This window comes from Halobacillus locisalis (assembly GCF_013694105.1).
Taxonomy (GTDB): domain Bacteria; phylum Bacillota; class Bacilli; order Bacillales; family Halobacillaceae; genus Halobacillus; species Halobacillus locisalis.
In genome coordinates this window covers 619,840-636,033 of record NZ_JACEFG010000001.1, presented here as the reverse complement: position 1 = coordinate 636,033, position 16,194 = coordinate 619,840, and the positions used below count along the sequence as shown (strand labels likewise).

Genomic DNA, 16,194 nt, shown 5'->3' with positions numbered 1-16,194 from the left:
TTATTTCCCCCTCTCCTTGTCTTTTATGGTCTGAATGGCTTCCTTAACGATCTGGTTTCGGTATTCTGAAATCTCCGTCCCTTTGATATCTTCATAAAATGAGGCAAACAATTCCTCATGAGAACGTTTTTGCCTTTGCTTCACCTTTTCCAATTGATCCAACCTTGTGGAAGAATGAATCCGTTTTCGTTCTAGATATAGAATATTCGGATACACTTTTCGCAATTTCCCCATCGGATCGATCAGTTGTCCGTCATCAAGAAGGCGAACATGTAAGTAGTTCGTTGGTTGATTCGTAGCTTCTCCTTGAAGAAGGTCTTCAAAGTAACCTTCTACTATTTCAAAGTCTCGCTCTGGTTGTAAGGCGACTTTTTCAATGGATGAGACACCCGATTCCTCCATTTCGATCGCTGTAACGGATTTCTTATGATTGGCTTCTGAAAAGGAGTATTTAAGGAGTGATCCACTATAACGGATGGTTTCTTTCGTTACGCGTTGAGGTTGGTGGAGGTGACCTAAAGCAACATAGGTGAAGTCTTTGAATAAGTGGGCATCAATGTAAGGACTCCCCCCAATCATGGATAGACGCTCCTCCGATTCTGATTCCATCCCGCCCGCAAGAAACGCGTGACCAATCCAGATATGGCGCTCATCCATGGAAAAGCGTTCCTGTATATCTTCAATCAGTTTCACAGCCGCTTCTTGATGGCTTTTAATGGATGGATCTTCAAATACGTACGCGACTTCAGCAGGCTCTACATAAGGAATCAAATGAAAGTGAACAGGTCCATAAGAATCATGCAACGTTACGGGCTCTCGATCTTTTTTTAATTTGGAATCGAGAAACAGCCCTTGTCTTTTAAACAATTCCGCCCCGAATTGCAAGCGATCCGGACTATCATGATTGCCCGATATCGCGAGTACCGGGATATTGAAGTCATTGATAAGCGTCGTTAGGGTATCATTTAAAAGCTCGACCGCCTGCTTAGGTGGTATGGAACGGTCATACAAATCACCTGCAATGATGATGGCATCCGGCTGTTCTTCCTCTACAATGTTAACGAATTGCTCGAGCATAGAGCGCTGATCCTCAGTCATATGGACATTGTGAACAATCTTACCTAAGTGCCAGTCTGCTGTATGTAATAATTTCATAACCTTTCTCCTTTCTTATCATCTTTCCTCAACTTCATACGCTTCATAAAGGCGATCAAACACGGATAGTGCACTTGGAAACGGTGCATTCCATTCCAAGTATCGACTGATTTCATCATAAGCTTTCGCTTGTTTTGGAAAACTATGGTCTTTAAACATCCATTCGGCTAATCTTTTTTCATCATCCAGCTGTTTATTCCCTCTGTATCGCATCATGTAATGATAAAATGAACGCATCGATGATTCTCCTTTTTAGTGGATTTTCTCTATTTTTATCACGGAAAGCTTAGATAGGCAACGCATAAGCAACCTGTACCGCGTTGTGCGGACGGCGAGACAAACGTCTCAACGTTTTCTTTGCTGATATCGTCCATAAAAAAGAACCCCCCGATGTAGAGGGATTCTCGGGTTATTCATCATCTTGTTCCATGAATTCTTGATGGTTTTTCAACTTTTTGCGATACACGATTCTAGACAACACAATGCTCACCTCATATAACAGGATGAGAGGCACAGCTACCACTAGCTGCAAGATGAAGTCAGGTGGAGAAATGATGGTTCCAATGATTATGAGTATGAAATAGGCATATTTCCTGACTTTGACTAGAAAAGCAGGATTGACAATTCCAAGACTCGTTAAGAACATCATCAAAATCGGAATTTCGAATAATACCGCAAACGGGATCGTCACTCTGAATAGGAATTTGAAATAACGTTCTACCGTAAAGATTTCATTGAACATGCCGTCGTTCAAGTTTAACAAGAACGGGAGTATGAATTGAATGAAGACAACGTATCCAAAAGCGAGCCCACCAAGAAACAACAGGAAGATCGCAGGTATATAAGATAAGGAAACGCGTCGTTCTTTCGGTGTCAACGCTGGTTTGACAAACAACCAAACTTGCAAGCTCATAATAGGCAGAGTCCCGATGATGGCCACGATACTCGCAATGGTAAATATGATCCAAATAATTTCCCCTGGACTCGTCATATTCAATTGAAAGGGTACGTCTTGCATGAAGAATGTCGTAATGGGACGATGATACACGAACCCTACAACGAAGAACCCTATAAAGAAGACGAGTGTCCAAATGATGCGACGCCTCAACTCACTTAAGTGATCGGTCACATTCATTTCAATATCTTGACTGATTTTTTCCTCTGACATTACATCCACCCCCAGGCTTCTTTACGCCTGACAAAAAGAAGATGTAAGAGGCCTCCCCCTTACACCTTCACTATTTATTTTATTCGTTCTTATTCTTGCTTTCGACCTTCTGGTTCTGATTGTCATCATCAGACATGATGTCACCGGTTGCTTTTTTAAATTCTTTTAAAGAGCTACCAAATGCTTTTCCGATTTCCGGAAGCTTGGACGGTCCGAACACAACAAGAGCAATGATCAAAATCAAAATAAGACCTGGTACGCCGATGCTGGATAGCATGGTCCATCACTCCATTTTTTGTGGGTTTCCCCTACTTTTTAGTATCTTCTTGTTTATCATCTGTTAAATCACGGGCAGAATTTTTGAATTCTTTTAATGTTTGACCAGCCGCTTTCCCTATTTCAGGAAGCTTCTTCGGCCCAAAAATGACGAGAGCAATCGTCAAAATCAACACTAAGCCCGGTATGCCGATACTCGACAGCATGGTTTCACCGCCTTTGTCAAGAGAACTTCTATCGAAGAACTCGTTGAAACTATTAAGTATTACATCCCCATCATATCATGTTCTACTTTAAATGTCTTTTAGGTCTAGAAAGTTTTTACCATCTTCTCTGCTTGTCTATATTCTTCTGGCGTGTTCATGTTGAAAAAGTGTCTCTCCAGCAATGTAGAAGACAACCCAGTAAAAGTATCTACATACATGACCGAAATGTCACCGAATAGTCGGGTCATTTTTCGTTCTCCTTCGCTCAGTAAAGACCCAAGAGGTTCGAAAACACTCTTATGGTATATCCCGGACAACGGTTGGTGCCTGCCTTGATAGACCGGAATGATGGCTTGGGGAGCTTCTGTACGTTGCTCAAGCAGATAGTGATAGACAGCTTTTTGAATAAAGGGTGTATCACAGGCAGACACAATGAACCAGTCTGCTGATTCCTCGTACATACCAGCATGAAGGCCTCCCAGGGGACCAGCATCTTGAAAGAGATCCCCTTTCACCTCATAACCTTTTCTCGTTTCATTGGAATTGACGATCATGGATGGTGTCACCTGTCGTAATTCCTGTGCAATCCTGTTTAGAACGGTTTGCCCTCCGAGCATCAGTGAAGCCTTATCTTCTCCCATTCTGGTTGAACCCCCTCCAGCTAGAAGAAGGCTTGTGATGGTCATGATCCTACTCTTTCATAAGTACGGAAATAATAATCATACGGATTCTTTTCGTCTTTTTGACCTTTTGTTTCTGCTACGAGCTTCCAATCGTCCTTATTAAACTCTGGGAAGTATGAATCTCCTTCGAAAGCTTCATCAATATACGTCAAATACATGCGGTCTGCATAAGGCAGCATTTTCTCAAACAAGACGCCTCCGCCGATCACAAACCATTCGGTGTCTGGATCATTTTTCTCAAGCTCGAGAATTTCATCGATGGAATGAATGACTGTACAACCCTCACGATCATAATCAGGATTAGATGTGATGACAATATGCTTTCTGTCCGGCAAAGGTTTCCCAAACGATTCAAACGTTTTACGTCCCATAATGATCGTTTTGCCTATCGTCATGTCTTTAAAGAATTTAAAATCGTTTGGAATATGCCAAGGTAAATCATTGTCCTTTCCAATCAAACGGTTCTTGTCCATAGCAAAAATAAATGAAATCATCGTTCAAACACCTCCATAATATTAAACAGCGACGGGCGCTTTAATTCCCGGATGGGGATTGTAGCCTTCGATTGAAATGTCCTCCATTTCAATATCAAAAACACTTCTTACCTCATCATTTAGCTTAAGCGTTGGTAACGTTTTGGGTTGTCTTGATAATTGTTCATGAATTTGATCCACGTGATTACTGTAAATATGAGCATCTCCAAGTGTATGGATGAACTCACCTACTTCAAGGTTGCATTCATGGGCGATAAGATGTGTAAGCAAGGCATAACTTGCGATATTAAACGGAACACCTAAGAAGATATCAGCACTTCGTTGATACAACTGGCAGGAGAGCTTCCCTTCCGCTACATAGAACTGAAACATCGTATGGCAAGGGGGAAGGGCCATGTTCGACGGCACATCTTCAGGATTCCAAGCGGTCACGAGGTGACGTCTAGAATCTGGATTCGTTTTAATCGACTGGATGACATCTTTAAGCTGATCGATGGTTTCTCCTTGAGAAGTTTTCCACTGCCTCCACTGTTTTCCATATACCGCCCCCAAGTCGCCGTACTCTACAGCGAAGGCGTCATCCGTCAAGGTCCTCTCTTTAAAAATGGCCATCTGCTCATCGTATTGAGCCTTGAATGCTTCATCCGTTTGACTTCTTCGTCCGAAATCCGTCATATCAGGACCCTTATAGTTTTCACTTTCCACCCATGTTTGAAACGCCCATTCATTCCATATGTTGTTATTATGCTGCAATAGATAGCGGATATTGGTATCTCCTTTGATAAACCAGAGCAGTTCACTGGCAATCAAGCGGAAGGGAATCCGTTTAGTCGTCAGCAACGGAAAGCCTTCTGCTAAGTCAAAACGCATTTGATGTCCGAATACGGAATACGTGCCCGTTCCTGTTCGATCCCCTTTTTTTGTGCCTTGTTCTAATACGTGCCTGCATAAATCCAGATAAGCTTGTTCATTATGACTCATTTTGTCGTTTCCCCCTTGATGTTTTGTTCCCGTTCGTACTCTCGTAAAAATTGTAAGACGAGTTCATGACGATGGCTCGCTTCTCTCTTCCCGCTAGTCGTATTCATTAACGAATGTATACGAAGCAATTTATCATGGAAATGCCGAATGGACGTAGGCTCATCTGGATCGTCGCTATGTAACAGTTGCCCTTTGGAGCCGCCAAAAGCAAAGGTGCGCGCAATTCCTATTGCTCCAATCGCATCAAGACGGTCTGCATCTTGTACAATTTCGGCGAGGCGCGTCGTCGGCTTTTTTCCTTTTCGATAGGAGACCGTGTCAATCGCTTCCTCTACTGCATTCACATCGTCCTTCGTCAGACCACATTCGAGCAGCCACTCCATACGCTCTTCTCTCGCCTGCTTAGGATCTTGCACCAATTTCTGATCATCGACGTCATGCAACCATCCGGCAAGCTCTGCCAGGAAGGGGTCCTCGCTTTCTTCTCTGGCGAGGGTTCGGCACCAAGTAGCAACCCGCTCCATATGATCCGGTCCATGCCCAGTCACATCTTTTGAGAACTTCATGTAGATGTATTCTTTCGTTTTTCGCAGCACATCTGATTGGTTCATAACTCCTCCTAAAATTGGAATAGGTCCATTTGCCTCGGATTCAAATCTTCATACGTAATGTTAAGAAGTTGCTGCAACTGTTTCGCATTATGAGCGGCATCTCCACCTGAATTATTATTAAACAGCAATGTTATTTCAGGTGTCCTCTCCTTGATTTCCTCTATACGAGAAGCCCACTCCTGTAGCTCTTCTTCATTATAGTTATACAAAAAACGAACACTACGCCAGTCACTGCGACCGTTCTTATTCCAACCATGCGTGTTGCGCCCATGGAAGCGGACCAACGTTTTGGAAGGATGTGTCGTCTCAAGTACTCGCGGCACTGATCCCATACCCGCCTGAGGTTCATCGCAGATTGTATGAATCCATTCATGTTCCTTCATAAAAGAGAGGGTTTGCTCGATATAGGCAGGTTGAAACCACGTCTGATTGCGAAACTCCAAAGCTAAGGGATAGTCTTTTAACCACTCGCGAATCAGTCTTAACTTTTGTATATGCTGTTTATTGACGTCAAACCAAGGCGGGAATTGAAAAAGAATCGCGTTCAACTTCCCTTGTTCCACCACTGGTTGAATCGACTCCTCGTAAGCCTTCATCAACTCCCTTGCTTCTTGCACTGTCCGTTTCTCCCGGTCATGACCGGTTAAACCACTGAACGCTTTAATCACGAATGAGAAGGCCTGAGGCGTTTGCTGTATCCACTTTTCATAATGTGATTGAGGTTGGATAGCGTAGAAGGCTGTATCTACTTCAACCACAGGAAAATGGGAGGCATACTCTGATAACTTTTCTTTAGTTTTAGATTGACTCGAATACAAAGACGGGTGATCGCCCCAACCGGTCAACCCGATTCGGATGCTCATCCTCTCCCTCCTTTCTTGATGAATACACTTGTAGACAAGTTTATCAAATGGCACTCTCAAACGCTATGATCAACTGCTACTTTACCATTCGGTTGCTAAGAATAGCAGACGATAAGAAACGCCGCTAAAAGAATGGTTATCTTCTAGCGACGTTTTCAGGTTGAATCCCGTCATACAAAATATTTTAAAATAGTCCCTTAATGACTCCTTCGTCCGTTACATCCATATTTAGGGCGGCTGGACGTTTTGGAAGGCCCGGCATCGTCATAACATCGCCTGTAAGGGCTACGATAAACCCTGCACCAATTGATGCACGTAATTCCTGTACGGTAATGGTGAAGCCGGACGGGCGACCTAACTTCGTAGGATCATCAGACAGTGAGTATTGTGATTTGGCCATACAAACAGGAAGATGGTTATACCCAAGCTCCTCAAACTGCTTCAATTGTTTTTTCGCCTTCTGAGAGAATTCGGCGCCATCTGCTCCATACACCTTCTTCGTGATTTTTTGAACCTTTTCCTCAATGCTATCTTCCAACTCATACGTGTGGTGCAGTGAGCTCGATTTCTCTTCGCAAAGGGTGACGACTTTCTCGGCCAAATCAATCCCCCCTTGTCCTCCTTTAGTAAACACATCCACTAGTGAAACCGGCACGCCTTCTTCCTTACACCACTCGAGAAGAAAGTCGATTTCCGCTTGGGTATCTGCTGGAAACTGGTTGATTGCAACGATGAAAGGAAGATTGAATTGTTGAATCGTCTCGATATGCTTCTTCAAATTCTGTGCGCCTTTTTCAAGTGCAGCAACGTTCTCCGTCTCTAAAGAAGCCTTGTCCACTCCTCCATGCATCTTTAATGCGCGTATAGTCGCCACAATGACGACAGCATCCGGTTCGAATTCGCCTGCACGGGTTTTGATATTCAAAAACTTTTCCGCTCCTAAATCAGCGCCGAATCCTGCTTCTGTGACGACATATTCCCCTAATTTTGCCGCGATCGAAGTAGCCATCACACTGTTACAACCATGTGCGATATTCGCAAAAGGGCCACCGTGAATGATGGCTGGCGTATTTTCCAATGTTTGAACCAGATTCGGCTTTAAGGCGTCTTTCAATAATAACGTCAAGGCGCCTTCGAATCCTAGCTGTGCGACATTAACTGGCTTAAGGTCATATGTATAACCGATGACAATATCAGCTAAGCGACGCTTTAGATCTTTCAGGTCGTTAGCTAGACACAAGACCGCCATAATTTCAGAAGCAACCGTGATGGTGAAGTTGTCTTCACGAGGAACCCCTTTGACAGGCCCTCCCAAACCAACAATCACTTCTCTCAAGGCGCGGTCATTGATATCCAGAACCCGTTTCCATTCAACCCTCCGTGGATCGATATTCAAGACATTACCCTGGTGGATATGATTATCTATGAATGCAGATAAAGCATTATTGGCTGTTGTGATCGCGTGGATGTCTCCCGTGAAATGGAGGTTGATTTCATCCATCGGAACGACCTGTGAATAACCGCCTCCAGCGGCACCACCTTTCACACCCATTGTCGGCCCAAGTGAAGGTTCACGTAAAGCAATGACCGCATTTTTGTTCAAATGATTAAGCGCTTGTCCTAGACCAACCGTTACGGTCGATTTCCCCTCCCCTGCCGGAGTCGGGTTTATGGATGTCGTAAGAATGATTTTCCCACGCGGACGGCTTGAAAGTTTACTTAATAATTGATCAGATAATTTAGCTTTATAATGACCATATGGCTCCCAATCCTCTTTGCTGAGGTCTAACTTGTCTGCTATCTCTACGATCGGCTTCATCTTCGCTTCTAAAGCGATTTCAATATCAGATTTCATTATTAGTCCACCTTTCATACGATTTCACTCTTCATTGTAACTCACGAAAACCCGTCCGATATCAAATTTATTGAAAAAATCTGTGAAAAGAGAAAATTCTTCTTATATAAAGCTTTTAACACTGCCAACTTTTCTTATCAAAAGATATCTACGCATCCTCCTTAAAATTCGCGATTTACAAATTCATTAGCACTTGTTGACGCTGAAAATGGATTGCGATATATTGGGTGTAAGCAAATAAGTAATACGGAATCATAAATAACAGTAGTTCCCATAGAAGTGCTCGGTGTTTAGATTCCGTGGCCGCTATGGGATTTTTTATGGTCATTACTGTTTGTTAGTAATTCCCACGTGTAACGTGAAAGTTTTTAGGAGGATTCGTATCATGCAAAACGGTACAGTAAAATGGTTCAACGCTGAAAAAGGTTATGGCTTCATCCAAGTTGAGGGTGGAAACGATGTATTCGTACACTTCTCTGCTATTAATGAAGAAGGTTTCAAATCCCTTGAAGAAGGTCAAGAAGTCACTTTCGAAATCGTTGAAGGCGACCGCGGCCCACAAGCGGCTAACGTTGTTAAACAATAAATAAAACCCAAGCGGTGATCCTACTTACAGGGTCACCGCTTTTTTATAGAAAACGTTGCATGACCGTTTTCCTACTCTCCCCTCGAACAGCACCTCGGTAATTTAGGAATACCTCAATTAATTATTGGATTGATTCTTGAAATAGTAGCGCTAAGCCTATATAATAGACGGCTGTGCAACCGCGGTTCGAGAATTCCCGCGCTACCAAAACTAAGGAGGTAACGAAACCATTGAGTAACGAACTATTATGGATACTATTCGCTCTCATAAATTTTACTCTTTTATTAACGATGTATCGTCTATTCGGAAAATCCGGTTTATTCGTTTGGATCGGGATGTCTACCGTTCTTGCGAATATTCAAGTCGTGAAAACGATCGAAATCTTCGGTTTGAACGCCACACTCGGAAACATCGTCTATGGCACGGCTTTTCTAGCCACTGACATATTGAATGAAAAATACGGCAAAAAAGAAGCACGCAAAGCGGTATGGATGGGGTTTTCAACGTTAATCTTACTAACGGTCATCATGCAGCTGGCACTAAGGTTTCAACCTAGTGAGAATGATATTGCCCAACCAGCACTGGAAACGCTGTTCGGCATCGTCCCATCTATTGCGATTGGTAGTTTAATTGCCTACATCGTAAGTCAATACTTTGATGTCTGGCTTTACGCTCGCTTGAAACGGGTATTTACAAGTGACCGCACTTTGTGGATCCGAAATAACGGAAGTACTATGGTCAGTCAACTACTCGACAGCGCCATATTTTGCGCGATTGCCTTCTATGGTCTCTATCCATTTGATGTATGGTTGGAAATCTTCCTGACCACCTATTTGATCAAATTCGTGGTAGCGGCCATTGACACACCATTTCTTTATATTGCTAAACGTTGGGATTGAATCCTTCGTTAGAGGAGTGAAGAAAATTGATTACGGTATTTACTGATGCTGCCGCAAGTGGTAATCCAGGACCAAGTGCAGCAGGCGTAGTTATTAAACAAGGCACGCATTTCACAGAATACAGTTTCTTTTTAGGAGAATATTCCAATCATGAAGCTGAGTTTTTAGCTGTGATACGTGCTTTAGAACTTTGCAAAGAACAATTTCCGAATGAAATCATTTCGATCCGCTCCGATGCTAAAATCGTGGTAGACACTATGGATCAAGCCTTTACGAAAAATCAACGGTTCCAGCCTTACGTAACGATGATCCAACAATTAGAACCTCACTTTGCTATGGTGTTTTATAAATGGATACCGGAAAAGCAAAACAAGCAAGCCGATCAGTTGGCTCGTAAGCAATTGAGGAATGTATAAAAAAATCTCGGGGGATGATTCCTCCGAGATTTTTTTGTATAGAAGATCCTTCATGCATTGATGAAACATCGCATCGAACACCTCTTCTTAAGCCTCCGTTACGTGACACGTTTAGATGAAAGCCCACGTTTCTCTAACACTTCGTACGCCTGCTTTTTGGTCTTGATACTATCTCTTGCAATTTGTTCTAATATTGCAATGAAAAAACTCGGATCGAATGCATGCTGATACTTTAGTGTTGACCTGACAGCAATCATCGTTTTCCATTCCGACGCATTAGTCGAATTTTTACCAAAGTAAATGAAATGAATGTCCTCATCGGATAGCTTAAACCCTTTTGACCATAAATCCTCTAAATAGTAAGCCAGTGCATGATCGTTATTCATAAGACGCTCCTTACTTCCGTCCGTTTAGATGTGCTATATGTTGACTATGTATCGTGCTTCAATGCCGTCTCCTCCGTAGTCGACAGCATTCGTTCTTTTTCACCATTATAACAAAAAAACAACCAGACATATGTTATCTGGTTGAAATCGTATGTTCATATTTTCGTTTATGTTCTGTTGAAGATGATTGATTGTTGCCTCGAACAATACTAATCACCGACTGAGCGGGAACCGAGCCTAGTTTTGCTAAAATATAGACCATAAGCCAACTATAAATGACAACGACGAGGAACGTGATCCATATCATTGCTTTCACCTCTAAATGATAATGATTTTCATTTCTGATTAGAGTATAGCAAATGGTTGTGGATGAGGCAAGTGAAATCTGAATACTCACATTCTTTCTTTCAAGGCACGTTCTTCAGCTGGTACTCTCACGGTCAGTACGAGTACATGTAATATCGGAAAGATAACGGCTGTCAGGTAAGCATGAAACAGCACAGGAATGACAAGAAGTTCGAAGAAAACAATCACATAGTTTGGATGACTCATAAACCTGTAGATCCCCTTCTGAATCGGCTCTTCATCAGGCAAAATGATTATCCGAGTATTCCACCTTCTTCCAAGAGTCGCAATGCACCAGATTCGCATCACCTGTAAAAGAATAAAGGCTACAAGGGCCACCCAAAATGACCATGTTAGCTGGAAAGGTGTCCAAAAATACTCTGCCGCTATGGACACAAAGAACAAACTATGAAGCAGAATGAACAAAAAATAGTGTCCCTCCCCCGTCTCCTTTCCACCTCTAGCCAACATCCATTTTTTGTTGGAACTCGCAATCGCAAGCTCACTTAATCGCTGTATAACCAAAAAGATGAACAATCCAATCACTAAAGGTTCCATTATACCCACTCCATACTGATCATTTCTGAACTGAAACCAGGACCCAATGACGTCATCATAGACTTTGTGCCGCTCTTAGGTCGATCCATCATCGCAGCATGAAGGACAAAATGGACCGTTGGTGAAGACATATTGCCATGGCGCGCAAGGACGTCCCTCGAATAAGTTAGGGATCGATCGGGTAAATGGAACAGCTCCTGATAGGCTTCTAGAACCTTTCTTCCGCCTGGGTGGGCAACAATAAAAGCAAGATCTTGCGCTGCCCATTGCCTCTCCTCCAATGTATCCTTCATATGCTGGCCCCAGAATTCACGCACCAAACGCGGAATGCTTTTGTTAAAAATGACTTCAAACCCGTGATCCACCACCCGCCAGCCCATGACATCGATGCTATCCCTCTTAATCCTCGAACTACCCTCACCTAGTTGAACCAGAGAAGACGATTGTTCTAAGAGTTCTGATTCGTCTCCTGCCAACAATACAGCGGACGCACCGTCGCCGAATAACGCTGTGCCGACAAAGTTTGCAATTCGGCGATCGGTCGCCTGAAAAGTTAAGCTGCACAATTCCACACATACGACTAGTACGTTTTTGTCTGGATGGCCTTTCAGCCACTCGTAGGCTCTTGCCACTCCACTCGTCCCTCCAGCACATCCGAGCCCGAATAATGGACTACGCCTTACGGAATCTTTAAACCCCAACTCATTGATTAAGTACGTATCGATCGTGGGCGTTGCGATCCCTGTAGAAGAAACGAAAATGATATGATCAATCTTCTCAGGTGCAATAGACGATCTCAATAAATCTGAATGCATACAGGACTTAATAGCATCCTTTGCATATTGGATTGATTTTTCCATATATAATTCATTTCGATCACGCATCCCATGAGGCAACTTAAACCAATCTAGACTTGCTGCAAATTGACGTTGATTTATTTGGGCATTCTCAAAGATCGGCATCAACCTTTTCTTCTCATGATCTTTTAAGGGAAAAAGCTCGTAAACAAGTTCTTGAACCGTCTGTTGATCGAAATAAAACTCGGCTTCTTTTATTCCTGAAGAAAGAATATAAGGCATCATGTACCTCCTTTTACTTATATTTTGCTCCATATAATGAAAAATTATCACAGGACTATGTCGAAATATGTGGTATGATAAACCTACGTCAAAGGGAAGTTCATTAGGAGGGTTACATAGTGTCTAATAGCCAATCCATTACAGAAGTCCTCAACGGCAGCTTAGATTCCGTCCACTCTATCTTGCCGTTTGAGTTAACCATCGATAGTCCAAGTCGCTCAAATGAGCCGGTTAAGCAGAATGAGCTGGGTGTTCTTATTGGCATGACAGGAGATTTGACCGGCCGTTTATTGATTGATGGGAGTCATACGAGTTTTGGCTTCGTTGGAGAGAAGATGTTCGGAATGCCGTTAGAAGGCGATATGCTTTATTCTTTCACTGGGGAACTAGCAAACATGATTGCGGGTCATTTATCTACGAAGGTATCCGAGCGTAGCATATCTATTGATATTACGCCTCCTACCGTTATTCAAGGGGAATCAAGCATCCATGGATTCGACCTTGCCTTCCATGTTCCTGTTACATTACAGGACGATCACAAACTCAAGTTAATATTGATGGTCGACAAAAAAAGCATGTAGCCAAAACGCTACATGCTTTTTTTAGCCTGCCGTTGAAAAGTCGGTAGATTAAAAACCGTAGATTGTCATGCCGCCATCTACAAACAGGGTTTGGCCTGTCATATAGTTACCTGCATCTGATGCAAGAAACACCGCCGCACCTGAAAGCTCTTCCAGTTTTCCTATTCTTTTAAGCGGCGTGCGCTCTAGTATCGCCTGTACATAGTCATCATCTTGAAGCAGTTCTTCCGTCAATGATGTCGGGAAATACCAAGGACCAATCGCATTGACATTAATTTGGTATTTTCCCCATTCGAGAGCCAAATTCTTCGTCATTTGAATCATGGCACTTTTCGTCATCGCGTAGACGACACCTGTCCGGAGTGCCATATGCCCTCCGACAGAGGAGATATTGATGATTTTTCCTCTCTTCTTTTTTTTCATAATCGATCCGGCATATTGGGATAAAAAGAAGGCACTCTTCATATTCGTGTTAATGATTTGCTCCCACTCATCTTCTGTTACATCCTCAGCTTCACTACGTATATTCATCCCGGCATTATTTACCCAGACGTCAATGGTTCTGCCGTCCCGAACGGTCTCTACTTTTTCTTTAATGACTTTATAGTTTGAAATATCCTCAGCAATCACGTAAGCACGGCGACCAAGTGATTCGATTTCCTTACTGACCGTCTCCAAATGTTTTTGATTTCTGGCAATCAGGATGACATCCGCCCCCGACTGTGCAAACGAAAGGGCAATGGCTCTACCGATTCCTTTTGTACCTCCGGTTACAACGGCCAGTTGTTCATCTAATCTAAAATCAGGCAAGTACATCATTATTCCTCCTCCATTTTTATTATCAAATAACGCTAAATTTTCGCTCTTTTACAAATATTCCTAGGGAGATTTACTTTCCCCTGTAAGTCCTCTAGAATAAAGGTCGTACTTAGAAAAAGGGGGCAATTCAACATGAAAAAATGGTTACTTGCTTTAGGTCTTACTGGAGCGCTCGTATTAGCCGGATGTGGCAGCGACTCAAACAGCAACGGAGATGACTCTGCAACTTCGGATGAGTCTCAAGAACAAACAGAAAAACAAGATGAAAATAATGTTAAAAAAGAGATTCTTAATGCTCAAATGAATGTAAAAGATACATTCAAACAATATCAAGCAAAGATTGTAGCCTATCAAGAGGCGGCTTCTGCTGAAAAGCCTGACGCTGAAGCAATTAAAGCAGCAGGTGAAGAAGCCAGAACAGCAGCAAACGAAGCAGCTGAAGAAGCAGCGAACTATACTGTCGAAGCAGACCTTCCTGAGGAAGTAAAAGCTCAGTACACAGAAGCTATCGCTTCTCTTCAAGCATACTATGAAGAAGCAGCAAATGCACTTGATGCTAATGTACAAGAAGCAGATTTCACAAAAGCAGAAGAACAGTTCACACAATTCAGCGATCAGTTGTCCGCTCTATATGAAGAAGCAGGCTTGTTTGCTCCAGATATGATGAAAGAACTTTCCTAATGAATAAAAGCCAGATGCGTATTGATCGCATCTGGCTTTTACTTTACACAGGACACATTAGAACTGGTAAATCTTTTGATATTTATCAGTCAAATAATTGACGATATGATCTGCATTCAGTCCTTCTCCCGTCACATCGTTTAAAATCTCCAGAGGCTTTTTCATTTTACCGTATTGGTGGATATGTTCCGTCAACCAAGACTTGATCGGCCCGAAATCCCCTTTTTGGATGCACGCCTCTACATCTAAATCCTCATTCATTCGTGTAGCGAACTGGGCAGCATACATATACCCAAGCGCATAGGATGGGAAATAACCAAAGGCCCCACCTGACCAGTGAATATCCTGCAGCACACCTTCTGCATCCGTGTTTGGCTCGATTCCGAGATAATCCTTCATTTTCTCATTCCATAGCTTCGGCAGGTCCGCCACTTCGATTTCACCACCAATTAAAGCTTTTTCCAACTCGTATCGCACCATGATGTGTAAGCAATACGTCAATTCATCCGCTTCGATACGTATGAAAGAAGGTTTCACTTCATTAATCGCCCGGTAAAACTGATCGAGAGGAAGCGATTCGAACTTCGGAGGAGCATACTGTTTAAACAGATCATAATGCGTTTCCCAAAACGCTTCTGTTCGTGAAATGAAATTCTCCCAGAACAATGACTGAGATTCATGTATACCCATAGAGGTACCGCCACTAAGAGAAGTGAAAGCCAATTCCTCGTCTATGTTTTGCTCGTACAGGGCATGACCTCCCTCGTGTATGGTACCGAATATAGCCGTACGAAAGTCTTGTTCATCATATTTCGTTGTGACCCGTACATCGTTGGTATTCAACCCAATTGCAAACGGGTGTACGGTCTCGTCCAGGCGGCCTGCATCGAAGTCATAACCCATACGTTTTAAAATTTCTTCACTGAACTTAGCTTGTTCATCCTTAGGGAAATGTCCTTCTAAGACAGTTGGATCAGGTTGGTTGGGAGCATGATTGATCTTCTCAAGTAAACCGGTAAGGGCTTCTCGAACCTTCGGAAAGACCTCATCAAGCACCTCGACCGTTACCCCAGGTTCGAAGTTATGTAATAAGGCATCATAACGATGGTTTTCATAGCCCCAATAATCGGCGAATTTGCGGTTATACTCGACAAGCTTTTCAAGATAAGGCTGGAAACTCTTGAAGTCATTGTTCGTTTTCGCTTCTTCCCACATCGATTCTGCTCTGGACTGAAGCGTAACATATTCACGATACTCGTCGGTCGGAATCTTGGCGGTTTTCTCGTACGTTTCTTCCGCTTCTTCAACCGCTTTTTGAATAATAGGGTCGTCTACCTTCCCTTTCAACTGATCAATACAATCCTTCATTTCATCAGAAGTCTGGATCTCATGCACTTTCTGAGATAGAACTCCTAACACTTCAGAACGGTGTTCCACTCCTTTTTTGGGAGCTTTTGTCCGCATATCCCATCCCATCAAGGCAATCGCCTCACTATAAGAGGTTTGTTCTTTCAGTAAAGATTTGAACTGCTCAATCACTGACTGTGACATA

Annotated in this window: 22 protein-coding genes; 5 read left to right on the top strand and 17 right to left on the bottom strand. The window is 42.9% G+C overall.

From position 1 onward, the window contains the following. The 11 genes from H0266_RS03410 to H0266_RS03360 all read right to left on the bottom strand — a co-directional run bounded on the left by H0266_RS03410 (position 1) and on the right by H0266_RS03360 (position 8,292). Positions 1–1,155: an exonuclease SbcCD subunit D gene (locus H0266_RS03410; RefSeq protein ID WP_181470969.1), complete on the bottom strand. Its 1,155-nt coding sequence runs from the start codon at positions 1,153–1,155 to the stop codon at positions 1–3. A gap of 18 nt (positions 1,156–1,173) precedes the next feature. Continuing rightward, entirely contained in the window at positions 1,174–1,392 is a 219-nt protein-coding gene (locus H0266_RS03405) for a YozE family protein (RefSeq protein ID WP_181470968.1), read from the bottom strand. A gap of 172 nt (positions 1,393–1,564) precedes the next feature. Continuing rightward, positions 1,565–2,323, bottom strand: coding sequence for a twin-arginine translocase subunit TatC (gene tatC / locus H0266_RS03400; RefSeq protein ID WP_181470967.1), 759 nt, complete (start codon positions 2,321–2,323; stop codon positions 1,565–1,567). Between the two features lie 79 nt (positions 2,324–2,402). Continuing rightward, complete coding sequence (gene tatA / locus H0266_RS03395; RefSeq protein ID WP_181470966.1) at positions 2,403–2,600, bottom strand: twin-arginine translocase TatA/TatE family subunit; 198 nt, start codon at positions 2,598–2,600, stop codon at positions 2,403–2,405. 31 nt (positions 2,601–2,631) lie between these two features. Further along, complete coding sequence (locus H0266_RS03390) at positions 2,632–2,805, bottom strand: twin-arginine translocase TatA/TatE family subunit (protein ID WP_181470965.1); 174 nt, start codon at positions 2,803–2,805, stop codon at positions 2,632–2,634. A gap of 104 nt (positions 2,806–2,909) precedes the next feature. Continuing rightward, a complete protein-coding gene (mobA, locus tag H0266_RS03385) occupies positions 2,910–3,491 on the bottom strand; it encodes a molybdenum cofactor guanylyltransferase (protein WP_281374208.1) in 582 nt (193 codons plus the stop codon). Beyond that, positions 3,488–3,982 (bottom strand): dihydrofolate reductase, encoded by a 495-nt coding sequence (locus H0266_RS03380; RefSeq protein WP_181470963.1) that lies wholly within the window; start codon positions 3,980–3,982, stop codon positions 3,488–3,490. The genes mobA and H0266_RS03380 overlap by 4 nt, the downstream gene beginning before the upstream one ends. A 21-nt stretch (positions 3,983–4,003) precedes the next feature. Continuing rightward, positions 4,004–4,963, bottom strand: coding sequence for a thymidylate synthase (locus tag H0266_RS03375; protein WP_181470962.1), 960 nt, complete (start codon positions 4,961–4,963; stop codon positions 4,004–4,006). Continuing rightward, positions 4,960–5,574, bottom strand: a complete 615-nt coding sequence (locus tag H0266_RS03370) for an HD domain-containing protein (protein WP_181470961.1) — start codon at positions 5,572–5,574, stop codon at positions 4,960–4,962. Before H0266_RS03370 ends, H0266_RS03375 begins: the two co-directional genes overlap by 4 nt. Positions 5,575–5,582: 8 nt before the next feature. Beyond that, positions 5,583–6,437 (bottom strand): DUF72 domain-containing protein, encoded by an 855-nt coding sequence (locus tag H0266_RS03365; RefSeq protein WP_181470960.1) that lies wholly within the window; start codon positions 6,435–6,437, stop codon positions 5,583–5,585. Between the two features lie 184 nt (positions 6,438–6,621). Beyond that, complete coding sequence (locus H0266_RS03360) at positions 6,622–8,292, bottom strand: formate--tetrahydrofolate ligase (RefSeq protein WP_181470959.1); 1,671 nt, start codon at positions 8,290–8,292, stop codon at positions 6,622–6,624. A 385-nt stretch (positions 8,293–8,677) separates the two neighbouring features. Between H0266_RS03360 and cspD the strand changes: the two genes are divergently transcribed. The 3 genes from cspD to H0266_RS03345 all read left to right on the top strand — a co-directional run bounded on the left by cspD (position 8,678) and on the right by H0266_RS03345 (position 10,193). After that, a complete protein-coding gene (cspD, locus tag H0266_RS03355) occupies positions 8,678–8,878 on the top strand; it encodes a cold-shock protein CspD (protein WP_181470958.1) in 201 nt (66 codons plus the stop codon). A gap of 230 nt (positions 8,879–9,108) precedes the next feature. Further along, on the top strand, positions 9,109–9,777 hold the full coding sequence (locus H0266_RS03350; RefSeq protein ID WP_181470957.1) for a queuosine precursor transporter: 669 nt from the start codon (positions 9,109–9,111) through the stop codon (positions 9,775–9,777). A 26-nt stretch (positions 9,778–9,803) separates the two neighbouring features. Continuing rightward, positions 9,804–10,193, top strand: a complete 390-nt coding sequence (locus H0266_RS03345; RefSeq protein WP_181470956.1) for a ribonuclease HI family protein — start codon at positions 9,804–9,806, stop codon at positions 10,191–10,193. A 98-nt stretch (positions 10,194–10,291) separates the two neighbouring features. On the opposite strand, the gene H0266_RS03340 is transcribed toward H0266_RS03345, so the two are convergent. The 4 genes from H0266_RS03340 to H0266_RS03325 all read right to left on the bottom strand — a co-directional run bounded on the left by H0266_RS03340 (position 10,292) and on the right by H0266_RS03325 (position 12,561). After that, a complete protein-coding gene (locus H0266_RS03340; RefSeq protein WP_181470955.1) occupies positions 10,292–10,579 on the bottom strand; it encodes a DUF6123 family protein in 288 nt (95 codons plus the stop codon). Positions 10,580–10,712: 133 nt separating this feature from the next. Continuing rightward, positions 10,713–10,895, bottom strand: coding sequence for a hypothetical protein (locus H0266_RS03335; protein ID WP_181470954.1), 183 nt, complete (start codon positions 10,893–10,895; stop codon positions 10,713–10,715). 77 nt (positions 10,896–10,972) lie between these two features. Further along, positions 10,973–11,482: an isoprenylcysteine carboxyl methyltransferase family protein gene (locus H0266_RS03330; RefSeq protein ID WP_181470953.1), complete on the bottom strand. Its 510-nt coding sequence runs from the start codon at positions 11,480–11,482 to the stop codon at positions 10,973–10,975. Then, positions 11,482–12,561 carry a type III polyketide synthase gene (locus H0266_RS03325; RefSeq protein ID WP_181470952.1) on the bottom strand — a complete coding sequence of 360 codons (1,080 nt, stop codon included), beginning with the start codon at positions 12,559–12,561 and terminating at the stop codon, positions 11,482–11,484. Before H0266_RS03325 ends, H0266_RS03330 begins: the two co-directional genes overlap by 1 nt. 119 nt (positions 12,562–12,680) lie before the next feature. Between H0266_RS03325 and H0266_RS03320 the strand changes: the two genes are divergently transcribed. Then, positions 12,681–13,142, top strand: a complete 462-nt coding sequence (locus H0266_RS03320) for a chemotaxis protein CheX (protein ID WP_181470951.1) — start codon at positions 12,681–12,683, stop codon at positions 13,140–13,142. Between the two features lie 48 nt (positions 13,143–13,190). Here the strand turns inward: H0266_RS03320 and H0266_RS03315 are convergent, their stop codons facing one another. Continuing rightward, entirely contained in the window at positions 13,191–13,958 is a 768-nt protein-coding gene (locus H0266_RS03315) for an SDR family NAD(P)-dependent oxidoreductase (protein ID WP_181470950.1), read from the bottom strand. A gap of 135 nt (positions 13,959–14,093) precedes the next feature. Here H0266_RS03315 and H0266_RS03310 point away from each other — a divergent pair, with 135 nt between their 5' ends. Then, the gene (locus H0266_RS03310; protein WP_181470949.1) at positions 14,094–14,642 is read left to right on the top strand and encodes a periplasmic heavy metal sensor; all 549 of its coding nucleotides are present in this window, start codon (positions 14,094–14,096) and stop codon (positions 14,640–14,642) included. Between the two features lie 57 nt (positions 14,643–14,699). Here H0266_RS03310 and H0266_RS03305 read toward each other — a convergent pair whose 3' ends face one another. Next, on the bottom strand, positions 14,700–16,193 hold the full coding sequence (locus H0266_RS03305; protein ID WP_181470948.1) for a carboxypeptidase M32: 1,494 nt from the start codon (positions 16,191–16,193) through the stop codon (positions 14,700–14,702). Position 16,194 lies beyond the last annotated feature (1 nt).

Bases quoted from the DNA above. Each gene is read 5' to 3' on its own strand.
- H0266_RS03375 (WP_181470962.1), bottom strand. From the start codon at position 4,963: ATGAGTCATAATGAACAAGCTTATCTGGATTTATGCAGGCACGTATTA.
- H0266_RS03410 (WP_181470969.1), bottom strand. From the start codon at position 1,155: ATGAAATTATTACATACAGCAGACTGGCACTTAGGTAAGATTGTTCAC.
- tatA (WP_181470966.1), bottom strand. From the start codon at position 2,600: ATGCTATCCAGCATCGGCGTACCAGGTCTTATTTTGATTTTGATCATT.
- cspD (WP_181470958.1), top strand. From the start codon at position 8,678: ATGCAAAACGGTACAGTAAAATGGTTCAACGCTGAAAAAGGTTATGGC.
- H0266_RS03305 (WP_181470948.1), bottom strand. From the start codon at position 16,193: ATGTCACAGTCAGTGATTGAGCAGTTCAAATCTTTACTGAAAGAACAA.
- mobA (WP_281374208.1), bottom strand. From the start codon at position 3,491: ATGACCATCACAAGCCTTCTTCTAGCTGGAGGGGGTTCAACCAGAATG.
- H0266_RS03315 (WP_181470950.1), bottom strand. From the start codon at position 13,958: ATGTACTTGCCTGATTTTAGATTAGATGAACAACTGGCCGTTGTAACC.
- H0266_RS03380 (WP_181470963.1), bottom strand. From the start codon at position 3,982: ATGATTTCATTTATTTTTGCTATGGACAAGAACCGTTTGATTGGAAAG.
- H0266_RS03340 (WP_181470955.1), bottom strand. From the start codon at position 10,579: ATGAATAACGATCATGCACTGGCTTACTATTTAGAGGATTTATGGTCA.
- H0266_RS03325 (WP_181470952.1), bottom strand. From the start codon at position 12,561: ATGCCTTATATTCTTTCTTCAGGAATAAAAGAAGCCGAGTTTTATTTC.
- tatC (WP_181470967.1), bottom strand. From the start codon at position 2,323: ATGTCAGAGGAAAAAATCAGTCAAGATATTGAAATGAATGTGACCGAT.
- H0266_RS03370 (WP_181470961.1), bottom strand. From the start codon at position 5,574: ATGAACCAATCAGATGTGCTGCGAAAAACGAAAGAATACATCTACATG.
- H0266_RS03390 (WP_181470965.1), bottom strand. From the start codon at position 2,805: ATGCTGTCGAGTATCGGCATACCGGGCTTAGTGTTGATTTTGACGATT.
- H0266_RS03365 (WP_181470960.1), bottom strand. From the start codon at position 6,437: ATGAGCATCCGAATCGGGTTGACCGGTTGGGGCGATCACCCGTCTTTG.
- H0266_RS03330 (WP_181470953.1), bottom strand. From the start codon at position 11,482: ATGGAACCTTTAGTGATTGGATTGTTCATCTTTTTGGTTATACAGCGA.
- H0266_RS03310 (WP_181470949.1), top strand. From the start codon at position 14,094: ATGAAAAAATGGTTACTTGCTTTAGGTCTTACTGGAGCGCTCGTATTA.
- H0266_RS03405 (WP_181470968.1), bottom strand. From the start codon at position 1,392: ATGCGTTCATTTTATCATTACATGATGCGATACAGAGGGAATAAACAG.
- H0266_RS03360 (WP_181470959.1), bottom strand. From the start codon at position 8,292: ATGAAATCTGATATTGAAATCGCTTTAGAAGCGAAGATGAAGCCGATC.